We start from the raw sequence: 18,510 nt of genomic DNA on the forward strand, positions 1-18,510 counted from the left end.
GGAGCGCGCCAACCAATGTTCCGATAATTACCCCGAGAACGCACCAAAAAATAACTTGCGGATCCAAAATATTCATAAAACCTTGCAGTAAAAGTTGTAATTCCATTTACCTCACCTCCTAACCGAATATTCCTTTCGGCAGATTGATCCCGAGCCAAACATCAAAAATGAAATAAATGCATACCATAGCTGCCGCACTGAAAATAGCCGCTCTTACCCATGACAGTTTTTCGACCATAACCAAAGTCACAAGCAGAAATAAACCTATGGTTACCACCAAACCTAAATCATCGCCAACCCACAAAGAGACGGCCAGCACTCCGATTAAAAAACACTGTTTCCAAACGGTGGATTTTAAAACCGGCTCCTTTTGGGGATATCGCTTTCTCTTCAGAATCAACTCTACTAAATAATAAATAATCAAGGCGATCAAAATGATGATCAGGATTCTCGGAAAAAAACCGGCACCCATCAACCCGTTTTTTAACAAGAACGGGAGTTTCATGGATTGCAGAAAAAGTATAAACATGAGTATAAACAGCGAGGCGCCGAATATCAGTTCAACTAACATTTTCCTCCCCTATTCTTTTCCGTCATGATGAAGCAAGTGTGAGCTCTTTATCGCAGCAGTGATGAAAGGGCATTTCAAATGTTACATTTGAAAATGCCCTTCCTCCGTTAACCTGATAAAGCGATTGCCAGTCGCTTTATCTATTGGCCTGAACCTTCTGAATATAGGCCTTAAAACGAGGTCCTTCTTCTTTCAAAAATTTCGTATACTCCTCTGAATTCAAAAATGTAATTTGCATCAAATTTTTGTCGGCATACTCTTTATATTCCGGAGTCTTTGTCACTTCTCTTAATTTGTCTTCCCAGTATTGAACGATTTCCTTCGGAACGTCTTTGCCTATCCAAAAACCGCGTGCTTTGCTATGAACAATGTTAATTCCTTTTTCCACCAATGTCGGCGCTTCCGGGAACTGAGGCAGTCTTTCAGGGGACAGCACGGCCAAAACTCTGGCATTGCCGGTTTTAACATGGTCGACAAAAACGTTTGGGTCAACAAGTGCCACATCCAGATGGCCGCCCAAAACATTGGTGACGACAGCTGCGGATCCATCCGTCGGTACGATATTCAAAGATCCGATCTCAAGCGGTTTCTTTCCTGATTTTTTGGCCAGTTCCTCAAAAATCGTATACCATCTGTAAGGTTCGGCGCTGTCCAACGCTCCAGGCACGGCAATCGAGACGGATTGCGGATCGTTTTGTATTTCCTCCAGCAATTGCTCAATCGTTTTAAAACGGGAATCCGCTTTTACCGCTATGACAAGTGTTGAAGTGCCGACTTGCGCAACAGGCTGAAAATCATCATAAGTAGCATCGAGTGCGCCGTTCATTAACGGAATGCCCATTTCCGGAACATTTAGCAGTTGATATTTATTATCCTTTTCTTTGAACATTTTGGTAAAAGCTTGAACACCGCTGGCGCCTGGCAAATTTTCTACCTGAAAGGTTTGGTCCACGATCTTGTTCTCGGTTATTATTTTTATTATTGTTCTGGATTGAATATCTGACCCTCCGCCGGGAGCATACCCGACTAGAACATTTATGGGCTTGTCAGGATAGCCATCCAAAGCAGACTTTGGAGCCTGGGTGGAAGCAGATGTATCCGTAGGAGAAGATTCCTGCGAGGAAGGTTTTGCTGATGAGCAACCTGCGGCCAACACCATGACGGAGACAATCAGAATGAACATAGGCATTAAAAAATTTTTAAATTTCATAGTTTTTTCCCCTTCGTTTTTAGATAACTGGTACGATGCCAAAAAATCATGTTAAATTTATGCAAATTGCAAAAAAAACGAAGACACCTCCCCTATCAGGTCTGTATCTCCGGTCGTCCGGTAGAAATAATTACCAACTATTCCTATGTGATTAGTCTGAATTTACGTTTGTTATCATAGCATCGCCGAAAATTCCTGTCAATACCTACATTAACCTTTCACTGAGCCTGCGGGGATTCCACTGACGGGCTGCTTTTGCAGCAAAACGAACCCTGATGTGGGTGCTGAACTGGAGAGTAAGTTCACACCACTTTTTGTACCTTCACCAAACATGTATGATACGTTATGTTGTCTCCCCAGTCGGTAGCCCGTTCGCTTGTCAGCACATTGACGGCCGCAACCGGTTCTCCTTCTTCCGATAGAGCGTAGTAGCCATTATCCAGGCTGACGGCGCCGGGTACGATTTGATCCGTTATTCGAATCTGTGCCCGTACTGTCCCCCGTCTGCTGCTGATCCGCACCCAGTCTCCATTGTCCACATTAGAGGCAAGAGCGTCGTCAGGATGTATCGAAAGCAGTGGCGGGTCGTTGACGGTTTCGCTTAAGGTCGAGTTGGTTGTCGAAGACCTCTTCGGGCAAAGCAGCTGCAACGGATAATTCAACCTAAGGGGGTCTTCTACTCCTTCCGGTTCGGAGCGGTAGACAGCACAAACCGGCAAGCCTCGTTTGGCCAGGCCAGGCGAGCTTAGCTGGATTTTACCGCTCGGTGTCGGAAAGGGGAGTCCTTCCTCGATTTGGCGGCGAAAGGGGATATCAGGCAAATCGCCTGGAAGCACATAGATGCCGATTCGGCGAAATTCCTCAAAATCCGGCACACCCAACCGGCCGGCAAACGCTCTGAGCCAACCTTCCTCACCCTTATCATCGAAATCTGCTCCTTTGCCGAGACGTTCGGCGAGTTCCCGCAACACATCGAAATCCGAGCGGACACCTGGAGGCGGGTCCACAACTTTTTGCTGGTAAAGAATAAAGTTGCCGTGTCCTGCCCAAGGCATCTGGATATCCTCACGTTCCATAAAGGTGGCCGCCGGTAATACAATGTCTGCCTGGCGGGCGGTGAGGGTGAGGAAGTGATCGTGAACAACAAAGAAGTCCAGCCTCTGCATCGCCTGCAGGGTACGGCGAATGTTGGATGTCTGCTGCACCAGATTTCCGCCAACCGAGTAGGCCATGTGAACGTCAGTTGGATAACCGCCCGCAACGCCCCGGGCAATGGCATCAGGCCAATTCGTAATGCGGACTGAAACATTCGCCGGGTTGGGCGGGATCGGCAGGCCTACACCATGCGGGCCACAACCGTATCCGCAGCCGCCCGGGTTACCGCCGCTCATGCCAACGTTCCCCGTCATCGTTGCCAGCGTGGCCGTTGCCCGGGTGAAGTTCTCTCCTTGAGCGCTGCGCTGGGCCCCTCTTCCGGCCATCAAAGCTGCCGGCTTTATGGTCGCGTAGAGCCGAGCCAGCTCGATGATGGTCTCTTCAGGCACGCCGGACAGGCCGCTTGCCCAGGCCGGAGTCTTTGCAAGCCCGTCATCTTCGCCGCGCACATGCGCCGCAAAGGATTCAAAACCTGTGGAATAGCGCTCTACGAAATCCCGATCCCATGTCCCTTCATCGAGCATGACATAGGCCATAGCCAACAATACCGCCACATCGGTACCGGGGCGGATCGGGATCCATCGGTCAGCAAAGCGGGCCGTTTCCGTCCGGCGCGGGTCGATACAAATGATTCGTACCCCCCTCCTGCGTGCCTCCTGAAGGTAATATAACGAATCCGAGCCAAAGCGTGTAACTGCGGGATTGTGCCCCCAAAGCAGAATCAGTCTGGAATTAAGCAAGTCGTCGTAGCTGTGGGCGGTATGGATCGTGCCGTAAACCTCATTGGAGGCCGTCTGCGCCGCGCCATAGCTGTAACTTCCTTGCACCTCAAGCCGGCCGCCCAAAGTATTCAGGAAGCGGCCAGCCATTTTTCTGCATTCGTGCAGCACGGCCGTAACGGAACCGGTACGCGATAGATCAATGATGGAACCGGCGCCATACCGCGCTATGGTCTCTCCCAGATGATAAGCAACCCGCTTTAAGGCTTCATCCCAAGAAATCGGCCGGAATTGCCCGCTGCCCCGCTCTCCGACTCGCAGAAGCGGTGTCGTCAGGCGGTCCGGGTGATAAAGACGGTGAAGGTATCCGATTCCCCGCCCGCAAGGCACAATGTTCAGCTCCCGGTTTACTTGCCGGCGTCCGGCAACAGAGATTGCCTTTCCATCGGCCACTGTCACTTCCAAAGGACACTTGCCGCCGCAATCATGGGCACAGGAAGTATATCTTATTTCGGTTGCCATATATTTTCAACACCTCACTATGAAAAAGCGAACAATGGTATCCTATTCTTCCTTCAACCATCCCGAGCTTTCGGCTAGCTTTAATACCCGGTCCACAATCAGCGGGGCGGATCCCAGATAGGTGGACGGATCCAGCAATTCCTCCAATACGGCCGGATCCATCGCTTCGCGTATCCGTTCGTCCGCCAGCAGAACCTCTCTGAACGGTCTGCCCTCTTCAATAGCCTGCATGCTTATCTCGTACACAACATGGTGAGCGGTTTGCTTGCCCAAAAGCTCACCCAGAGCAAACATGATCCTTTCGGACAGCAGCAGCCCTCCAAGCTTATTCAGGTTGCGCATCATATTAGCGGGTTTTACCACTAGACCGGAAAGCACTGTACGCGCAGTCAGCAATTGCGAGGACAGATAGATGCATGTCTCGGAAATGACGATCCATTCTCCACGCCAAGCGATAAGCTCCCGCTCGTGCTCCACGATCATGGATTCCTGGGCGATGGCCACGTTATAGCGAATCGGCTTGGCCAAAGAGGCCAATCCCTCGAGAGCGGACGGGTTTCGCTTGTGCGGCATCGTAGACGATCCGATCTTCCCTGTGGTAAAAGGCTCTTCCAATTCATCGATTTCGGTGCGCATCAGGTTATAAAACTCGTTGCCCATCTTCGCGAGCGTGGCACTGATCAGACCGAGGATACTTATATATTCGGCGATTCGATCGCGGGATGAATGCCAACAAATATCCGGCGCCGCCAATCCCAACCGTTCGAGGGCGCGGCGTTCCACTTCCGGTCCAAGAGGCCCATACGAGGCGTAAGTCCCTACGGCACCGCCCAATACGCCGGTGAACACCCGGGCTTCCGCTTCGCGCAGCCGATCGAGATGACGAATGACCTCGTTCAAGATGACAGCCATCTTGAAGCCAAAAGTGGTGGGCACCGCCTGAACGCCGTGCGTTCGCCCGGCAATCGGCGTTTCACGGTGTTCCCGGGCCAACCGGGCAAGTTCCCGGGCGACGGACCGTAATTCACGGACAATGATCGTATGCGCCTCCTTGAGTTGGAGAATCACTCCCGTATCGATCACATCCTGAGTCGTAACTCCATAATGAACATACTCCCCATATTCCGGACCGCAGACCTGCTGCAAAGCCTTCACTGTAGGTGTCAACGCGTGCTTCACTTTTTGAACTTCGTCAGCGATCATCTGAAGGTCAAGCAATTCCACTCGGGCATGGACGGCAATGGTTTCGGCAGCAGCAGCCGGGATTAATCCCAATTCTGCCTCGGCGAGAGCCAGGGCTGCCTCGACATCCAGATGTTTCTGAGTCCTGTTTTCGCCTGACCAAACAGCACGCATCTCCTCCGTCCCAAATACATGGCGAGTCATTAGCATATCGATAACGTGTGAGGACATCCAAATTACCCTTCCTATTCATGAAGTTGTTTTCGCGAGCGTCTACATTTTTTTTACCGGATCCAATGCAAAAAGACTTTGCAACTATGAAATTCATTTCAGTGTTTTCTGATATGATTGGTTTTAAATATACTTTCGATGATTCGAAAAGTAAAATTAAGAAATTCTTGAGTCACCATAAAATAATTTAAGCGTCAAGAGGAAAGATGACGTTACGGTAAAAGTTCATAGAGATCACCGGCGTTGCATTAATCCAGTCCATCATATAAATTAAAACTATTCCATATTCAATTGGAGGGGCTTTGATGAATGAAAAAGACTGTATCATGCTGCAATATCTTTTTGAGGAAATGAATATAACCAAAGCGGCAGAACGTCTGTTCATGACACAACCGGCAATAACGTACAGACTTCAACAAATTGAGAAGGAATATGGGATTAACATCTATGCAAAAACCGGAAACGGAAAAGGATTCAAGTTTACGCCTGAAGGCGAGTATTTGGTGAGACAAGCCAAAAAAACATTATTGGAAATCCGCAAAACCAAAGATTACATCTTAAATATGAGCCGGGAAGTACAAGGTAAGCTAAGAATCGGTGCTCACAGTTATTATTCCCGATATATCCTACCGTCTCTGCTAAAGAATTTTATAGGCATCTACCCGAAAGTAGAATTTAACGTTCATACTGGATTCAGTTTTGAGGTATTGGAATTATTGCAAAATGAAGAAGTTCATGTCGCCATTATTAGGGGCAATTATGAATGGTTTGAAGAAAAATTTCTGATCGATGAGGAAAACATATGCCTGATTTCGAAAGAACCAATCAATATCGAAGAATTGCCCAATTTACCCCGAATCAATTACAGTATTGACGCGAAGCTTTCTTACAAAGTCAGAAACTATATGAACCTGCCATTAACCATAACCATTAAAAATTGGTGGTATGAAAGATTTAATAAACCTCCACTCATCACCATGCAAGTGGACAGCTACGAAACCTGTAAAGAAATGGTCAAAAATGGGTTGGGTTATGCCATTGTGCCGCGTGCGTTTGTAAATCCGAATGATGAATTATATTCTATAAACTTGAGTCTGAAAGATGGACAAATCATAACGGTGAAAACGTGGATGTTATACCGGGCATCATCCTTGCAATTGACGACTGTCGATAAATTTGTACATTATATAAAATCATTGCATGAAATGCTAAAGTAATTCGCAAGCGATAAATTCACAGAGCCAAGAAAAAGAAAAGGCCGCACAAAGTGCAGCCTTTAGTCGTATAATGGTCTCCTTCTGGAAAATCCGTTTTGCAGCATTTCACACGGACCATAAGAGAAAAATGTGAAAAAAATTGACATCAAAAATTTTGCATAATATAATGTATCTGTAACAACTGTTGTTATAGCAACAAGGAGGTGGTTGTTTGAAGTTGTTAGATGAATATATCAGCATTTTTATTCACCAGACCGACTTAACCTTGACCAGTTACATTAAAAAGCAATTGGCTCCATACAACCTGGCGCCTGAACAAAATCTGGTTATGATGCTTCTTTGGGAGAAGGATGGCCTTACCCAAAATGAAATTGCGGAACTGCTGGTAAAGGATAAAACCAATGTTGCACGGATGTTGTTTAATCTTGAACAAAAAGGATTTATCCGAAGAGCATGTCCGAAAAACGACCGTCGATCATTGATCGTTTATTTGACGGAAGAAGGAAAACAACTCGGCAATCACATTATTCCTCTCACTGAGAAGTTTAATGAGTTGGTAAAAAATGAGATTACAAATGAAGAATTAAAGGAACTAAAAAGAATCCTTACAAAGATAAGCCATAATGTCACATAAAATCCTGCATATCGCTGCCATCATGCAGCTCTTGTATATTCATATAGAGACTTTGCGAGCACTAAAGTTGCTATAACAACCATATACTCATTAGAGGGAGTGTCGAACGATGTACGATATTGCTGTTATCGGTGCAGGCCCTGCCGGAGCAACCGCTGCACTCTTTGCCGCTAAAGCCGGTAAAAAAACGTTATTGATTGATAATGACAAAACCATGACGAAAAGAGCTTGGGTTGAAAACCATTATGGCGTACTCGAAATCTCAGGACCCGAGCTTGTAGAAACAGGAAAAAAACAGGCAAGCAAATTGGGGGCGGAAATGGTTACAGCAACAGTGGATAATATTACGGAAACAGAAACAGGTTTTAAAATTCATTTGGACAATCAAACCGTTGAATCGAATCAAGTGATTTTGGCTACGGGCGTCCTAACTGATCTGGCCGAAAAAATTGGCTTGGCCACAAAAGAAGGCACAGAACCGCGCATAAAGAAAGTGATCTCCGTGGACAGCCATGGTAAAACAAACAAAAAAGGCATTTGGGCGGCAGGAACTGCAGCAGGGGTAAGCGTTCATACCATTATCACAGCCGGCGATGGCGCGAAAGTGGCGATTAATGTCATAAGTGAGTTAAATGGCGAACGTTATGTTGACCATGATGTACTTAAGTCTTAATTTAATTTAGAAAGAGGGTTATTTTTATGGTGAATCAACCGGTTGTTGTTCATGCGATCATCAATGGCGAGAAAGTCGAAACAGATAAACAGTATTCCCGCGAGAATCCGACGAACCCCAACGAAATTGTCGGCTACGGCCCTGTGAACACACGCGAGGAGGCCATTGAAGCCATTGAAGCTGCGGCAGCGGCTTTCCCCGATTGGAGCAGGACACCCATCGAGGAACGTATTGCACGGATGCAGCGCGCCATTGCAAAGCTAAAAGATGCTAGCCCGGAAATTTCGAAGCTTCTGTCCCGTGAGCATGGCAAACCTCTGTACGATGCAGAAGGTGAGCTTGCGATTTCCCTGATGTGGATGGAATATGCCTGCAACACGGCTAAGGAAGTGCTTAAAGATCAGGTACAGGAGCATGAGAACGGAAAAACCATTATTTCCAAAGATGCGATAGGTGTCGTTTCCGCCATAACACCATGGAATTATCCGCTCTCCCTTTCGACCATTAAAATCGCTCCGGCGCTGTTGGCGGGCAATACCATGGTGCTCAAGCCGAGCCCCCTTGCCCCGTTGGCTGTAAGCAAAGTCATTGAGATGATTGCAGCCGAGTTTCCGGCAGGTGTGCTTAACATGGTCCACGGCGAATCGGATGTGGGAGTGGAACTGACCTCTCATCCCAAGGTTTCCAAAATCGCATTCACCGGCGGAACCAAGACGGCAAAAGCCATCATGAAAGCCGCGGCAGATACTATTAAGGATATGACATTGGAATTAGGCGGAAATGATGCGGCGATTATTCTTTCTGATTTCGACGTGAACGATGAACGTGCGATGCGCCGCCTCGTGATCTCAAACTTCCTTACTGCCGGACAAATTTGTATGATTGCGAAAAGAATCTATGTCCATCGCTCAATTTATGACAAATTCGTGGAGAAATATATTGAGGCGGCGAACAAGTGGATTCGGGTGGGCGATCCCTTTAACCCGGACGTTACCGTTGGCCCGGTGAATAACGCTGGTCAGGTTAAGTTTGTACGGAGCTTAATCGACGATGCTCAAAACCGGGGTGCCCAAGTGATCAAGTTGGGACGTATTCTTGATCCGGAACTGTTTGAAAAAGGTTACTTCCTGCAACCGACTGTCGTATTGGGAGCCGGATACCATGACCCTATCGTCGTGGAAGAACAGTTTGGTCCCACCGTCCCGATCCTGCCCTTCGATGATGATGACCAAGCCATCTCCTTAGTCAATGACAGTATTTATGGTCTGACGAGCTCCGTATGGGGCGAGGAAGAGCATGCCCTTAGGGTAGCACGGCGAATCGAGGCAGGTACAACCATGATTAACACCGCTGCCGTACAGGGACTTGACGTTCGTTTTCCATTCGGCGGGGTTAAGCAGTCCGGCATAGGGCGTGAATATGGTCCGGAAGGCATTCTCTCCTATGTCGAAACTCACGTCATTAACATACCAAAGGTCGGCGAATTGCCTTATATTCCCGAATAACCATTTCCTTTTTATAAGCATGTCGTGGCTTCCTGCCTCGACATGTTTTTCTGTTTATGTTTCTCTCGGAAATGAAGGAATCGTGATTGCTTTCCGGATCGGCTGCCAGGTTTGGCCGGATTTAAAATGATTGGATTTACCAGCAAGATTTGGTACAATAATCTGAAGGTCTCCCTTATGGAGACCTATATTTACATGGGAGGGATTTCGATGGTAAGTGGCTTTAACTTCAGAGTATATGGTTTGCTTCGTAAAGGAGGGGAAATCTACTATGAACCATAGTCTTATGTATCAAGGTTCCCGGCTTCAACTGGTGAATCAGCTGGTTTATTTTGACGATGAAAAGCTGAATTTCCTCAACCAGTATTTCCCTGAGCCTAACCAAAAACGCCGCAATGTGGAGAAGACAATATCAGTATATTGTTCGACGCTTGAAAGGATTATCAAGGATCTAACCGAAGAAAATCTGAATTCCATGGCGCTCATAGGAAGCCAAGTAGATTTGCGATATCTGGACGATGGATCAACGGAATCTCTTACGATTGTATTCCCGCATCGGACGGATCCCAATAAAAACCTGATATCTTTCTTATCTCCTATAGGCTTTCAACTGCTGATGGCACAAACCAATGAAAACTATCAGCTTGTGATACCTTCCGGCGAAACCTTGGTAAGAGTGGAAAATATTAAGTTTGTTAATCACGGCGATGTACATTAACGGTTATGAGATTTAGAAGAGCAGACCTGGCAATTGGGCACGCTGCTTTTCATAAAAAAAAGTCAGCTAGTGCAAAAACTGGCTGGCTTTTTGTGCATATTTTATTTATTGCGATTTCTATAAAGCAGATAGATAAAGAAGGGTGCACCTACACCCGCAGTAAACACGCCCGCGGGAATATCGAGTGGGAGAAAAGCCGTTCTGCCAAACGTATCGGCAATCAGAAGCATCAGGCTGCCAATAAGAGCCGCTACCGGAATTAAGCCGCCAAACGAAGCGCCTACGAGCTTTCTGGCGATATGCGGAGCAATTAAGCCGATAAATCCAATCGCTCCGGCTACGGCCACGGCTGAACCCGCCAACGCCACGCTGATGAACAGCAGCATTAATCGGTGATGCTGAACAGGAGCCCCTAAAACCATCGCAATATCGTCCCCCAGCTCTTGAACATTGATGTGTCTGGAATAAATCAGGGCCAGCGGAATAAAAATAATCAACCAAGGCAGCAAAGCATACACATTATCCCACGATGCACCGTAAATACTTCCGGTTAACCAAATATAGGCCTGACCGGCTGCTTTAATGGGGCTGAGAACGATCATTAGCATGGTTAAAGAGCTTGTCGCCGCTGAAATCCCAATCCCAATCAGCACCAGCCTTGTTGGAGTAACTCCTTTATTCCATGCCAGCAAATAAATAACGATCGAGACCAAGCCGGCCCCCAAAAAAGCTGCTACCGGGAGCCACTGGATGCTTACCGTCCCCGCAAAATAGGTAATAAACGCCACTGCCGCAAATGTGGCCCCTCCTGTAATCCCGACAATATCCGGCGAGGCCAGCGGATTGCGGATAATGCCCTGAAGGATCGATCCGGAAACCCCCAGAGCCGCTCCGACCAATACAGCCAGAATAATACGGGGAAGCCTTAACGTCCCAATAATCAGCAAATTCACGGCCGTCCCTTGCCCAAGGATCGTTTTGTACACGTCCGCCAGAGAGGTACCCTTGTTGCCCAGCCCGATACTCATCATCAATACAAATAATAACAATAACGTTAACACGGAGAGCACAATCATCGTTTTCTTCTGTACAAGAAAAGAAAAGTGCCCCGTTTTGCTTCGAAAAACAACCAGCCGCTTCATTGCGAAACCCCTTTCGAGCGAAACCCCTTCCTGGCAATGTAGATAAAAAATGGCACTCCGATTAATGCCGTCATTACTCCGATCGGCAGCTCTCCAGGCATAATCACAAAACGAGCGACGATATCTGCAAGCAGCAACAAGATAGCCCCCAGTACTGCGCTGTAAGGAATAATCCAGCGATAATCAACACCCACCAGAAAGCGGGCAATGTGCGGAATAACAAGACCTACAAAGCCGATGGAACCGGCAACCGCAACAGAGCTGCCCGCCAATAAAATGACCGTAACAGCAATCGATATTTTCACAAGGCCTGTTCTTTGCCCCAATCCTTTGGCAATATCCTCTCCCGAAGAAAGAATGTTGACAGGCTGTGCCAGTACCAACGCGGCGATCCCGGCGAAAATCATGTACGGCAAGACCGGAATTAACCCCTCGGCCGATTTGCCTGCGACAGAACCGGCTAACCAAAACATCACATTTTGCAAGCCCGTTTCATTGACAACCAGCATCCCTTGAGTAAAAGAAGTAAACAAGGCTGTCATCGCCGCGCCGGCTAGTACGATTTTAATCGGAGTCATGCCGTCCCGACCCAGAGAACCGAGGTAATAAACGGTCAAAGCGGCAATACCCGCTCCAAAAAAGGCGACCCATACCAATTGATCCAGGGAAGAGACCGGGAGAAAGGCTAACGCCATTACCACAAAAAAAACGGCACCCGAATTAATGCCGAAAATACTTGGAGAAGCCAAAGGATTCCGGGTCAACGCCTGCATCAGAGCGCCCGCAACGGCTAAATTCCCCCCTATCATAGCGGCAAATAAAGCGCGGGGTAACCGTGTCGTTTGGATAATCACATGTTCGTCCGATGACATATCATAATGGATAAACGACTCGATAGCCGTGAGAAAGCTGATTTTCGTTGTTCCCAGCACGATACTCAGTATAAAAGAAATCACAAGGATTAAAATACCAAACACCAAACCCGAAGCTTTTAAAGATGTCTGGTGTAATAATGGACTCACAAAGACCCTCCTCTTTGAGGTTTCATTCTCTCCACAGCCTTCATGAAACGAAGCGGAATTAAGGAAGAAACTTCTTAGAGGCTGTTGATCCCGTCGTTGTTCAACAGCCTCCTCATCAAAATATGCTATTTTAAACCATAGAATTCATAGAGATCATTTACCATCTCCATAGCCGCTAACGGGCCGGAGCCGTTATTCCATACCGCCGTATCCACCTCGAATACTCTGTTGTTTTGAACGGCTTTTAATTTTTTCCACAGCGGATGCTCGCTCCATGCTTTTCTCAAATCCAGTCGGCCGTCATCTCTTGTCGTACTCGTCTGATCAAATATAATGTCTGCATCCATTTGCGGAATACTTTCCTTTGATGTGAGCTGGACTCCCCATTCCGTTCCCCTCTGGCTGGCTGGCCGGGCGATTCCCAACTCGTCCAAAACGAGAGCTGAAAATCCGGTATAAACAATTCGGGCATGATCTACCCGGAAGTCAACGATGCCGGCTTCCAATTTTAATTTATCGCCCATTTTCTCCTTAAAATCGGCTACCTTCCGATTCCACTCTTCCAGAAATTTTTTCTCTTCATCCTTTTTGTTTAAAGCTTCTGATGTCAGAGTCAACGTATCCTTCCACAAATGAACCTCTTCTGTCATGACTGTTGGCGCGATGGCCGATAATTGCTTATAAATCTTCTCATGGCGTGTCTTGGAAGCGATAATCAAGTCCGGCTGAATTGAAGCCAATTTTTCCAAGTCCGGCTGGTTTTCCGAACCCAGGTTAGTTACCCCTTCCATCTGGGCTCTGATGTAATTGTACCAGGGTTGTTCGATCCAGGATTCAACGGCTCCCACAGGCTTAACTTTCAGCGCCAAGGCAGCGTCCGTAGCCCCTTGAAACAGGGTGACCACGTTTTTAGGCGTGCCTTTAATTTCAGTCGTGCCCATGGCATGTTGAACGACTCTGGCGTCCTGATTTTCGGTTTCTGGTACTTGTGGCGGCTGAGAAGCCTCTCCCCCCTGCTGATTCCCCCCGCAGCCGGCGATCACGAGCATCAATACGAACATCGCCGCCAGCATCAATACTAATTTTTGGCGTCTAACCATTTGTGTACCTCTCCTTTTTCTTGGTGTACCTATTAATGATATTGATTCTTATTCTCATTATAAGGATGTACCACATAATGAACATGGAGATTTTTGATCACTTTTTGGACAATACAGATCTTTCTGCAGCGGCATCTGCCATCAGCAGCTGGTGCATTTTGTCCAGAAATAAATCATGTGACAGAGGATTATAGCTTGTATAAAGATGCTGGCTGTCATACATAAAATAAACTTTTTTGTTCCTGACCGCTTTTAGCGCATGCCATTGTTTGTTGGCATATAACGCGCATACTTCATTCCGGATGGCCTGATCCATATGTGCAGTACCATCGTGCCTGTAGCTGGTTAACAGGATACGATCCGCTTCAAACTCCAACAAATCCTCCAGCAATATCTCCTTATAGTGAGCAATCCCCGATACACCTTTGGGAGCGGCCAACCCTAAATCGCCATAAAGAACCGACCCCATGTTTCGCAGACCATACACGCACATTTTCCCTTCGCCAATGCCAACAATTAAGAAGGTTTCATCTCCTATTTTGCTTTTGATTTGTTTTCGGATCGTGTCCGCTTTCCAATCGTAACGCTCCAGCCAATCGTTTGCTTCCTTTTCTTTGCCGACGATCTTTGCTATCGTCTGAAAATGAACTCTCCAGTCTTTGGAAAAATGAAGCGTTATCGTCGGTGCGATTTGATTAAATATTCTCTCCTTCGGTGATTTTTCCACTTGGCGGGAACCGCTCGCCACAATTAAGTCCGGCTTGGCGGTCATCAGTCTTTCCAAATCGGGATTGAAGTGGCCGACGGCTATGGTGTTGCGCAACCGGGTAGTGATGGGGTAAGCGTTATTGATGATAGCGGCATAAGGCTCGATGTCCAGCGCAATCAAATGACCTGTAGTTTGATGATTAAGCGAAGCAATTTTACCGGAATATTTGATTTTTTTCACATAATTCATCGGCGAGCAGCCTGTTTCTGCCTTAAACTTGCGGCTGAAATAAAATTCATCGCTAAAGCCGACGCTTTGGGCAATCGAACGAAACGATTCGCCGGACTGGACCAGCAATTGCTTGGCTTGATTAATCCGGATTTCAGTCAAAACTTTCATCGGACTTTTTTTAACCTGTTTTTTGAAGGCCCGCGAGAAATAATCCGCACTCAAACCTGTCATTTCAGCAAGCTTTTCCCGGGTTATGTTTAAAGGATAGTACTGTTCCATATAATCTAATGTAAGACGAATCGCTTGCTGCAAATCCGACTTCTCTTCCTGAATGGTATCCTTGAATAGCGTGATGATCATTTCTTGAAACATAATATTCGCTTTCATGGCATCCCAGCTATTGTCACTACGATGTTTTGTCTCCATCTTATGAACCATGTCGATCAGAAACTGAAAATGCGAAGCAAACAGTTCATCCGGACATTTCAATTCCGCAAGAACGAAATGCCCCCGGCCCGCAGGCCGCAGCGCATAAAACCGTATGTAATAATAATCCGCCTGCTCATTTTGAATGAACAGTTTGACATAGGTGCCGGGAGATACGATAAAAATCTTCTGCCGCTGCAAGGAATAGCTCCGTCCGTCGATGACAATGCTTCCTTCGGCTTCCTTAAAAAGCAGCATGCCGTACAACGAATGATCATGTTGAAATATGGACTCATTCGAGTTTACGTGTTGAATATCTTCCAGTCTAAACTGGCAAGCAGCGAGCTGCATTGAAAGATGTGAGCCGTTGTCCATTTGTACTCGTCCTTTTTCGTGAATAATAATCATTCTCATTATATATGATTTCGACAAATCTTTCCCGATTTCCTTGTTCGGATCCGTTTTTTATTATTCCTTCAGAACGGCTGCATCGGCAACGATTTTTCTTGCAACCGTCAGGTTGATCAGCAAGAGAACGGCGGAAAAATAAAAATCATCGGCAAACCAAAATAAGACGCGACCACTCCCATCCCCATGGACCCTACCATACCTCCCGGAAAGAAACAAGGCACAATTGGAATAGCTGAATGTACGGCTTTCCATGCCATTCGGCGCATAGCGACGAATCAGGACATGGATGGAAGGGGTCATGCCGCCAAGGAACACACCCGTACAGAATCGCAGCACAATGAGCTGCCATAATTCCTGAACGATGCTTGGCACGGATGAGCATTAATTTACGTCCATACCGGTCTCCAAGCTTTCCCCATACCAATGAAAAAATAAAAGTGGTCAGCAGGTTTGCCCCGAAAATAAGGCCCGACCATATACGGACTTCTTCAGTGTCAGTGAGTCCTAATTGCTACAAATGCTTCACCTTTGGACAGTTTGAACAGTAGCCTTCGTCAGGAGAAACTTTATAGTAGAAACAGCATGTCTTTCGCATACGAACCGGTTGAACTGCAGAAGAAATCGTACATGCAGGATAGTAATACCTTGCCATTGGATTATCCGTTTCCCCGAATAAGATCCCGGGCGCTGTACTAATCAGATATTTGAAATCCTCCTGTATGCGCTTGTTTTCCTGTAAGTCGGACCCTTCCCCCATTCGTTTCTCATAGAGCGAATATAAACGAACAGCCGTATTTTCCCATAAAATAGCCATTGGAATATCGGCGGCTTCCGAAATGGAACGCCACAGTTTTGCCAAATGCCCCGCGAACAGATTTCTTATCGTTTCATCGCGCCATTCATCCCGCTTCCCTGCCGCGGGTTCGTTCACCTGCAAATCTGGCGCGCATAGACGGGCAGACCACGATTTTTTGAGCGTTGCGGACGATTCAAGAAGGCTGCTTTCAATAGATAAATCCAATCCTTTATTATACATCGTCATAGCGTATAACCCGGGAGCAAGGGTTAAAAAAGCATACCTCTTGGCGAATTGCGAGGCGGTAATCATTCTTGACGGAGACTGGAGAACCATAGTTAATTCATCCAAGTAGGACGCACATTTTTCACCGTCAAGCAAATCGACGATTCGGATCGAACTCGTGGAATGGGGCGACTGCTCTATGGAAAAATAAAAATTTTTTATTACGTATTCCAATTCCCCCACTTCAAGCCGGGACTGCGTTTTCACCTGATTTCCTCCCTATGTCACGCTGCTTCGCATGGAGCGGATTCACAGCCGTGCCGTTGGTCATGATACTGATTATTATTATTAATGCAAAAAAAATGATTGAACATGGACATTTGCGCCCGATTTTTGGAATAATAGGACATTAGTACCCCGGCAGTTTCTTGATGGTTTCAGTTAAAGCATGCAAAAGCACCGGACGCGCCCTATAAAGGGCCGTCCGGTGCTTCAGTTCCCGGGTATTGAATGGGTGAATACTATGCAAAGCCCGCAAGGTTACGGAAGCAATTTCAGCTCCGCCCAGTGCGGATGTGCTTCAAGACGCCGTTCCATGTCACGGAATGCCTGGAGCGAGCGGCTCAGCTTCAAGTAGGCGTCGCCCCCTTCGCTCCAGCCCTGAAAGCCGATCATCCCATCATAACCAATCCTTTTCAGCTGTCCAAGCAGTGCGAAATTGTCCAGCTCGCCTTCATCCAACGGCTCGATCGTCGCAACGTTGCCAAAACCGTGCGGATTCCGGCGGCTGCCGGACAGGTTCACTTGCTTCAGATACGGCGCCACCTCATCCAGTATGCCCGCCAGGTTGCTCCCGTCGACGGCGTACCAGTGGTAGCCGCAGAACACGATACCCAAACGGGGATGGCTCAACCGTTTGCACAGCCGCACCGCATCTTCGTGGCGTTCGACCCAGAAGGAAAGGTGCGTATACAGCAGGATATCGATGTTTCTCCGCTCGCAAATCTCGAGCGCTTTTTCCAGCCACTTCACCACGGCGTCGTCACCCGCCGGATCCGAAGGGCGCAGATGGCTTCCTGCGGACTGGATCGCCAGCTCGACCGTCGAACATCCTTCAAGCGTCTCCAGCATCTTCAGAATGCCTTCGTTTCTCGGATGGCTCTCGCCTAAAGAGAGATCCAAGACGACGTACACACCGGCCACGTCCAGCCCGTATTTCCCTTTGACGCTGCCGAGCTTCGCCGCATCCCGCCACCGCTCTCCGTGCCAGATGGACAAATGCATCGCATCGTACCCGATCTCTTTGAGCATCTCGCATCGGGTTTCAAAGCTGTAAATTCCCATGGAGTTGTAAAAAGAAAAATCCATTGCATAAACACGGTAAGCCATTCGTTGCCTGCTCCTCCTTTTCGGTAAATCAATCCTGGGGATTGAATACGTCAGCCTTTTTGCTATTGCGTGACCGAATCGCTGTAGGTTTGCCCTAACTCATACGCGCGTTGTAACAAACTCTCGTAATGCTTGTTGATTTCATCCTCGCTTTCCATCTCTTCAGCCAGCGTGTTATAGAAAAACGCCACTTCCGACTGAGAGATGCCCGTATATCCTGCCAGACCGACATTCAAATATTGGGATATCATCGTATCGAAGCTTCGTTTTTTTAAGCTTGCTTCGGTCTCCCCGACAAGCGGAATCCACAATACTTTTTTGTGTGGCAGGCGTGCTCCTCCATAAGCAAAACCATAGTTCCATGTACGGTCTATATAGCCTTTCGTAATCGCCGGCAAGGAATACCACCAAACCGGAAAGATGAACGCGAGTCCTTCGTTTCTTTTCAGCCTTTCCATTTCAGCTTGCACACGAGCGGAATAGCTCTTTCGTGGGTTATCCCAATCAGGTTCATCTTTTTCAAAGACGAGCGGATGAAATTCTTCCCCGTACAGATCCGCCATCTCCACTTCATGTCCGGCATCGGTGAGTCCTTGAACAAAACGTTCGGCAACGGAAAATGTAAGAGATTCCCTTCTGGGATGCGAAACGATCGTCAGCACTTTCATATCAGTCACTCCCCGACAGATTTTGGTGAAACGGACCGGTCGCGCGGCTAACGG

At 47.4% G+C, this 18,510-nt stretch carries 17 protein-coding genes; 5 read left to right on the forward strand and 12 right to left on the reverse strand.

The features are described 5' to 3' along the window. Positions 1–118: 118 nt before the first annotated feature. The 4 genes from NR121_RS15005 to purB form a co-directional block, all read right to left on the reverse strand. Positions 119–571 (reverse strand): tripartite tricarboxylate transporter TctB family protein, encoded by a 453-nt coding sequence (locus NR121_RS15005; protein ID WP_256831409.1) that lies wholly within the window; start codon positions 569–571, stop codon positions 119–121. A gap of 136 nt (positions 572–707) precedes the next feature. Beyond that, positions 708–1,781, reverse strand: coding sequence for a tripartite tricarboxylate transporter substrate binding protein (locus tag NR121_RS15010; protein ID WP_256831410.1), 1,074 nt, complete (start codon positions 1,779–1,781; stop codon positions 708–710). A 302-nt stretch (positions 1,782–2,083) separates the two neighbouring features. Next, positions 2,084–4,177 carry a molybdopterin-containing oxidoreductase family protein gene (locus NR121_RS15015; RefSeq protein WP_256831411.1) on the reverse strand — a complete coding sequence of 698 codons (2,094 nt, stop codon included), beginning with the start codon at positions 4,175–4,177 and terminating at the stop codon, positions 2,084–2,086. 42 nt (positions 4,178–4,219) lie between these two features. Then, positions 4,220–5,590, reverse strand: coding sequence for an adenylosuccinate lyase (gene purB, locus NR121_RS15020; RefSeq protein ID WP_256831412.1), 1,371 nt, complete (start codon positions 5,588–5,590; stop codon positions 4,220–4,222). Positions 5,591–5,895: 305 nt separating this feature from the next. Here purB and NR121_RS15025 point away from each other — a divergent pair, with 305 nt between their 5' ends. From NR121_RS15025 to NR121_RS15045, 5 genes are all read left to right on the forward strand, one after another. Then, positions 5,896–6,807: a LysR family transcriptional regulator gene (locus tag NR121_RS15025; RefSeq protein WP_256831413.1), complete on the forward strand. Its 912-nt coding sequence runs from the start codon at positions 5,896–5,898 to the stop codon at positions 6,805–6,807. Between the two features lie 211 nt (positions 6,808–7,018). Further along, the gene (locus NR121_RS15030; RefSeq protein WP_174350043.1) at positions 7,019–7,441 is read left to right on the forward strand and encodes a MarR family winged helix-turn-helix transcriptional regulator; all 423 of its coding nucleotides are present in this window, start codon (positions 7,019–7,021) and stop codon (positions 7,439–7,441) included. Positions 7,442–7,550: 109 nt separating this feature from the next. Next, a complete protein-coding gene (locus NR121_RS15035; RefSeq protein ID WP_256831414.1) occupies positions 7,551–8,114 on the forward strand; it encodes an FAD-dependent oxidoreductase in 564 nt (187 codons plus the stop codon). Positions 8,115–8,140: 26 nt separating this feature from the next. Next, entirely contained in the window at positions 8,141–9,619 is a 1,479-nt protein-coding gene (locus NR121_RS15040) for an aldehyde dehydrogenase family protein (RefSeq protein WP_054817855.1), read from the forward strand. 271 nt (positions 9,620–9,890) lie between these two features. Further along, positions 9,891–10,337 carry a GreA/GreB family elongation factor gene (locus NR121_RS15045; protein ID WP_062408770.1) on the forward strand — a complete coding sequence of 149 codons (447 nt, stop codon included), beginning with the start codon at positions 9,891–9,893 and terminating at the stop codon, positions 10,335–10,337. A 101-nt stretch (positions 10,338–10,438) separates the two neighbouring features. Here NR121_RS15045 and NR121_RS15050 read toward each other — a convergent pair whose 3' ends face one another. The 8 genes from NR121_RS15050 to NR121_RS15085 form a co-directional block, all read right to left on the reverse strand. Then, positions 10,439–11,479, reverse strand: a complete 1,041-nt coding sequence (locus NR121_RS15050) for a FecCD family ABC transporter permease (protein WP_062408771.1) — start codon at positions 11,477–11,479, stop codon at positions 10,439–10,441. After that, a complete protein-coding gene (locus NR121_RS15055; RefSeq protein WP_256831416.1) occupies positions 11,476–12,501 on the reverse strand; it encodes a FecCD family ABC transporter permease in 1,026 nt (341 codons plus the stop codon). The genes NR121_RS15050 and NR121_RS15055 overlap by 4 nt, the downstream gene beginning before the upstream one ends. Before the next feature lie 125 nt (positions 12,502–12,626). Next, positions 12,627–13,601: an ABC transporter substrate-binding protein gene (locus NR121_RS15060; protein WP_062408773.1), complete on the reverse strand. Its 975-nt coding sequence runs from the start codon at positions 13,599–13,601 to the stop codon at positions 12,627–12,629. Positions 13,602–13,698: 97 nt separating this feature from the next. Then, complete coding sequence (locus NR121_RS15065) at positions 13,699–15,342, reverse strand: helix-turn-helix domain-containing protein (RefSeq protein ID WP_256831418.1); 1,644 nt, start codon at positions 15,340–15,342, stop codon at positions 13,699–13,701. A 93-nt stretch (positions 15,343–15,435) separates the two neighbouring features. Further along, the gene (locus NR121_RS15070; protein WP_054817853.1) at positions 15,436–15,750 is read right to left on the reverse strand and encodes an MFS transporter; all 315 of its coding nucleotides are present in this window, start codon (positions 15,748–15,750) and stop codon (positions 15,436–15,438) included. A 139-nt stretch (positions 15,751–15,889) separates the two neighbouring features. Beyond that, a complete protein-coding gene (locus NR121_RS15075; RefSeq protein WP_074726857.1) occupies positions 15,890–16,666 on the reverse strand; it encodes an IucA/IucC family C-terminal-domain containing protein in 777 nt (258 codons plus the stop codon). A 273-nt stretch (positions 16,667–16,939) separates the two neighbouring features. Further along, entirely contained in the window at positions 16,940–17,788 is an 849-nt protein-coding gene (locus NR121_RS15080; RefSeq protein ID WP_054817851.1) for a sugar phosphate isomerase/epimerase family protein, read from the reverse strand. A gap of 62 nt (positions 17,789–17,850) precedes the next feature. Next, positions 17,851–18,456, reverse strand: coding sequence for an NAD(P)H oxidoreductase (locus tag NR121_RS15085; protein ID WP_062408776.1), 606 nt, complete (start codon positions 18,454–18,456; stop codon positions 17,851–17,853). Positions 18,457–18,510: the final 54 nt, after the last annotated feature.

Source organism: Paenibacillus sp. Pae15 (genome assembly GCF_024519685.1).
In the GTDB taxonomy this organism is placed as follows: Bacteria; Bacillota; Bacilli; order Paenibacillales; family NBRC-103111; genus Paenibacillus_G; species Paenibacillus_G naphthalenovorans.

Bases quoted from the DNA above. Each gene is read 5' to 3' on its own strand.
- NR121_RS15005 (WP_256831409.1), bottom strand. From the start codon at position 571: ATGTTAGTTGAACTGATATTCGGCGCCTCGCTGTTTATACTCATGTTT.
- NR121_RS15010 (WP_256831410.1), bottom strand. From the start codon at position 1,781: ATGAAATTTAAAAATTTTTTAATGCCTATGTTCATTCTGATTGTCTCC.
- NR121_RS15015 (WP_256831411.1), bottom strand. From the start codon at position 4,177: ATGGCAACCGAAATAAGATATACTTCCTGTGCCCATGATTGCGGCGGC.
- purB (WP_256831412.1), bottom strand. From the start codon at position 5,590: ATGTCCTCACACGTTATCGATATGCTAATGACTCGCCATGTATTTGGG.
- NR121_RS15025 (WP_256831413.1), top strand. From the start codon at position 5,896: ATGAATGAAAAAGACTGTATCATGCTGCAATATCTTTTTGAGGAAATG.
- NR121_RS15035 (WP_256831414.1), top strand. From the start codon at position 7,551: ATGTACGATATTGCTGTTATCGGTGCAGGCCCTGCCGGAGCAACCGCT.
- NR121_RS15040 (WP_054817855.1), top strand. From the start codon at position 8,141: ATGGTGAATCAACCGGTTGTTGTTCATGCGATCATCAATGGCGAGAAA.
- NR121_RS15045 (WP_062408770.1), top strand. From the start codon at position 9,891: ATGAACCATAGTCTTATGTATCAAGGTTCCCGGCTTCAACTGGTGAAT.
- NR121_RS15050 (WP_062408771.1), bottom strand. From the start codon at position 11,479: ATGAAGCGGCTGGTTGTTTTTCGAAGCAAAACGGGGCACTTTTCTTTT.
- NR121_RS15060 (WP_062408773.1), bottom strand. From the start codon at position 13,601: ATGGTTAGACGCCAAAAATTAGTATTGATGCTGGCGGCGATGTTCGTA.
- NR121_RS15065 (WP_256831418.1), bottom strand. From the start codon at position 15,342: ATGGACAACGGCTCACATCTTTCAATGCAGCTCGCTGCTTGCCAGTTT.
- NR121_RS15080 (WP_054817851.1), bottom strand. From the start codon at position 17,788: ATGGCTTACCGTGTTTATGCAATGGATTTTTCTTTTTACAACTCCATG.
- NR121_RS15085 (WP_062408776.1), bottom strand. From the start codon at position 18,456: ATGAAAGTGCTGACGATCGTTTCGCATCCCAGAAGGGAATCTCTTACA.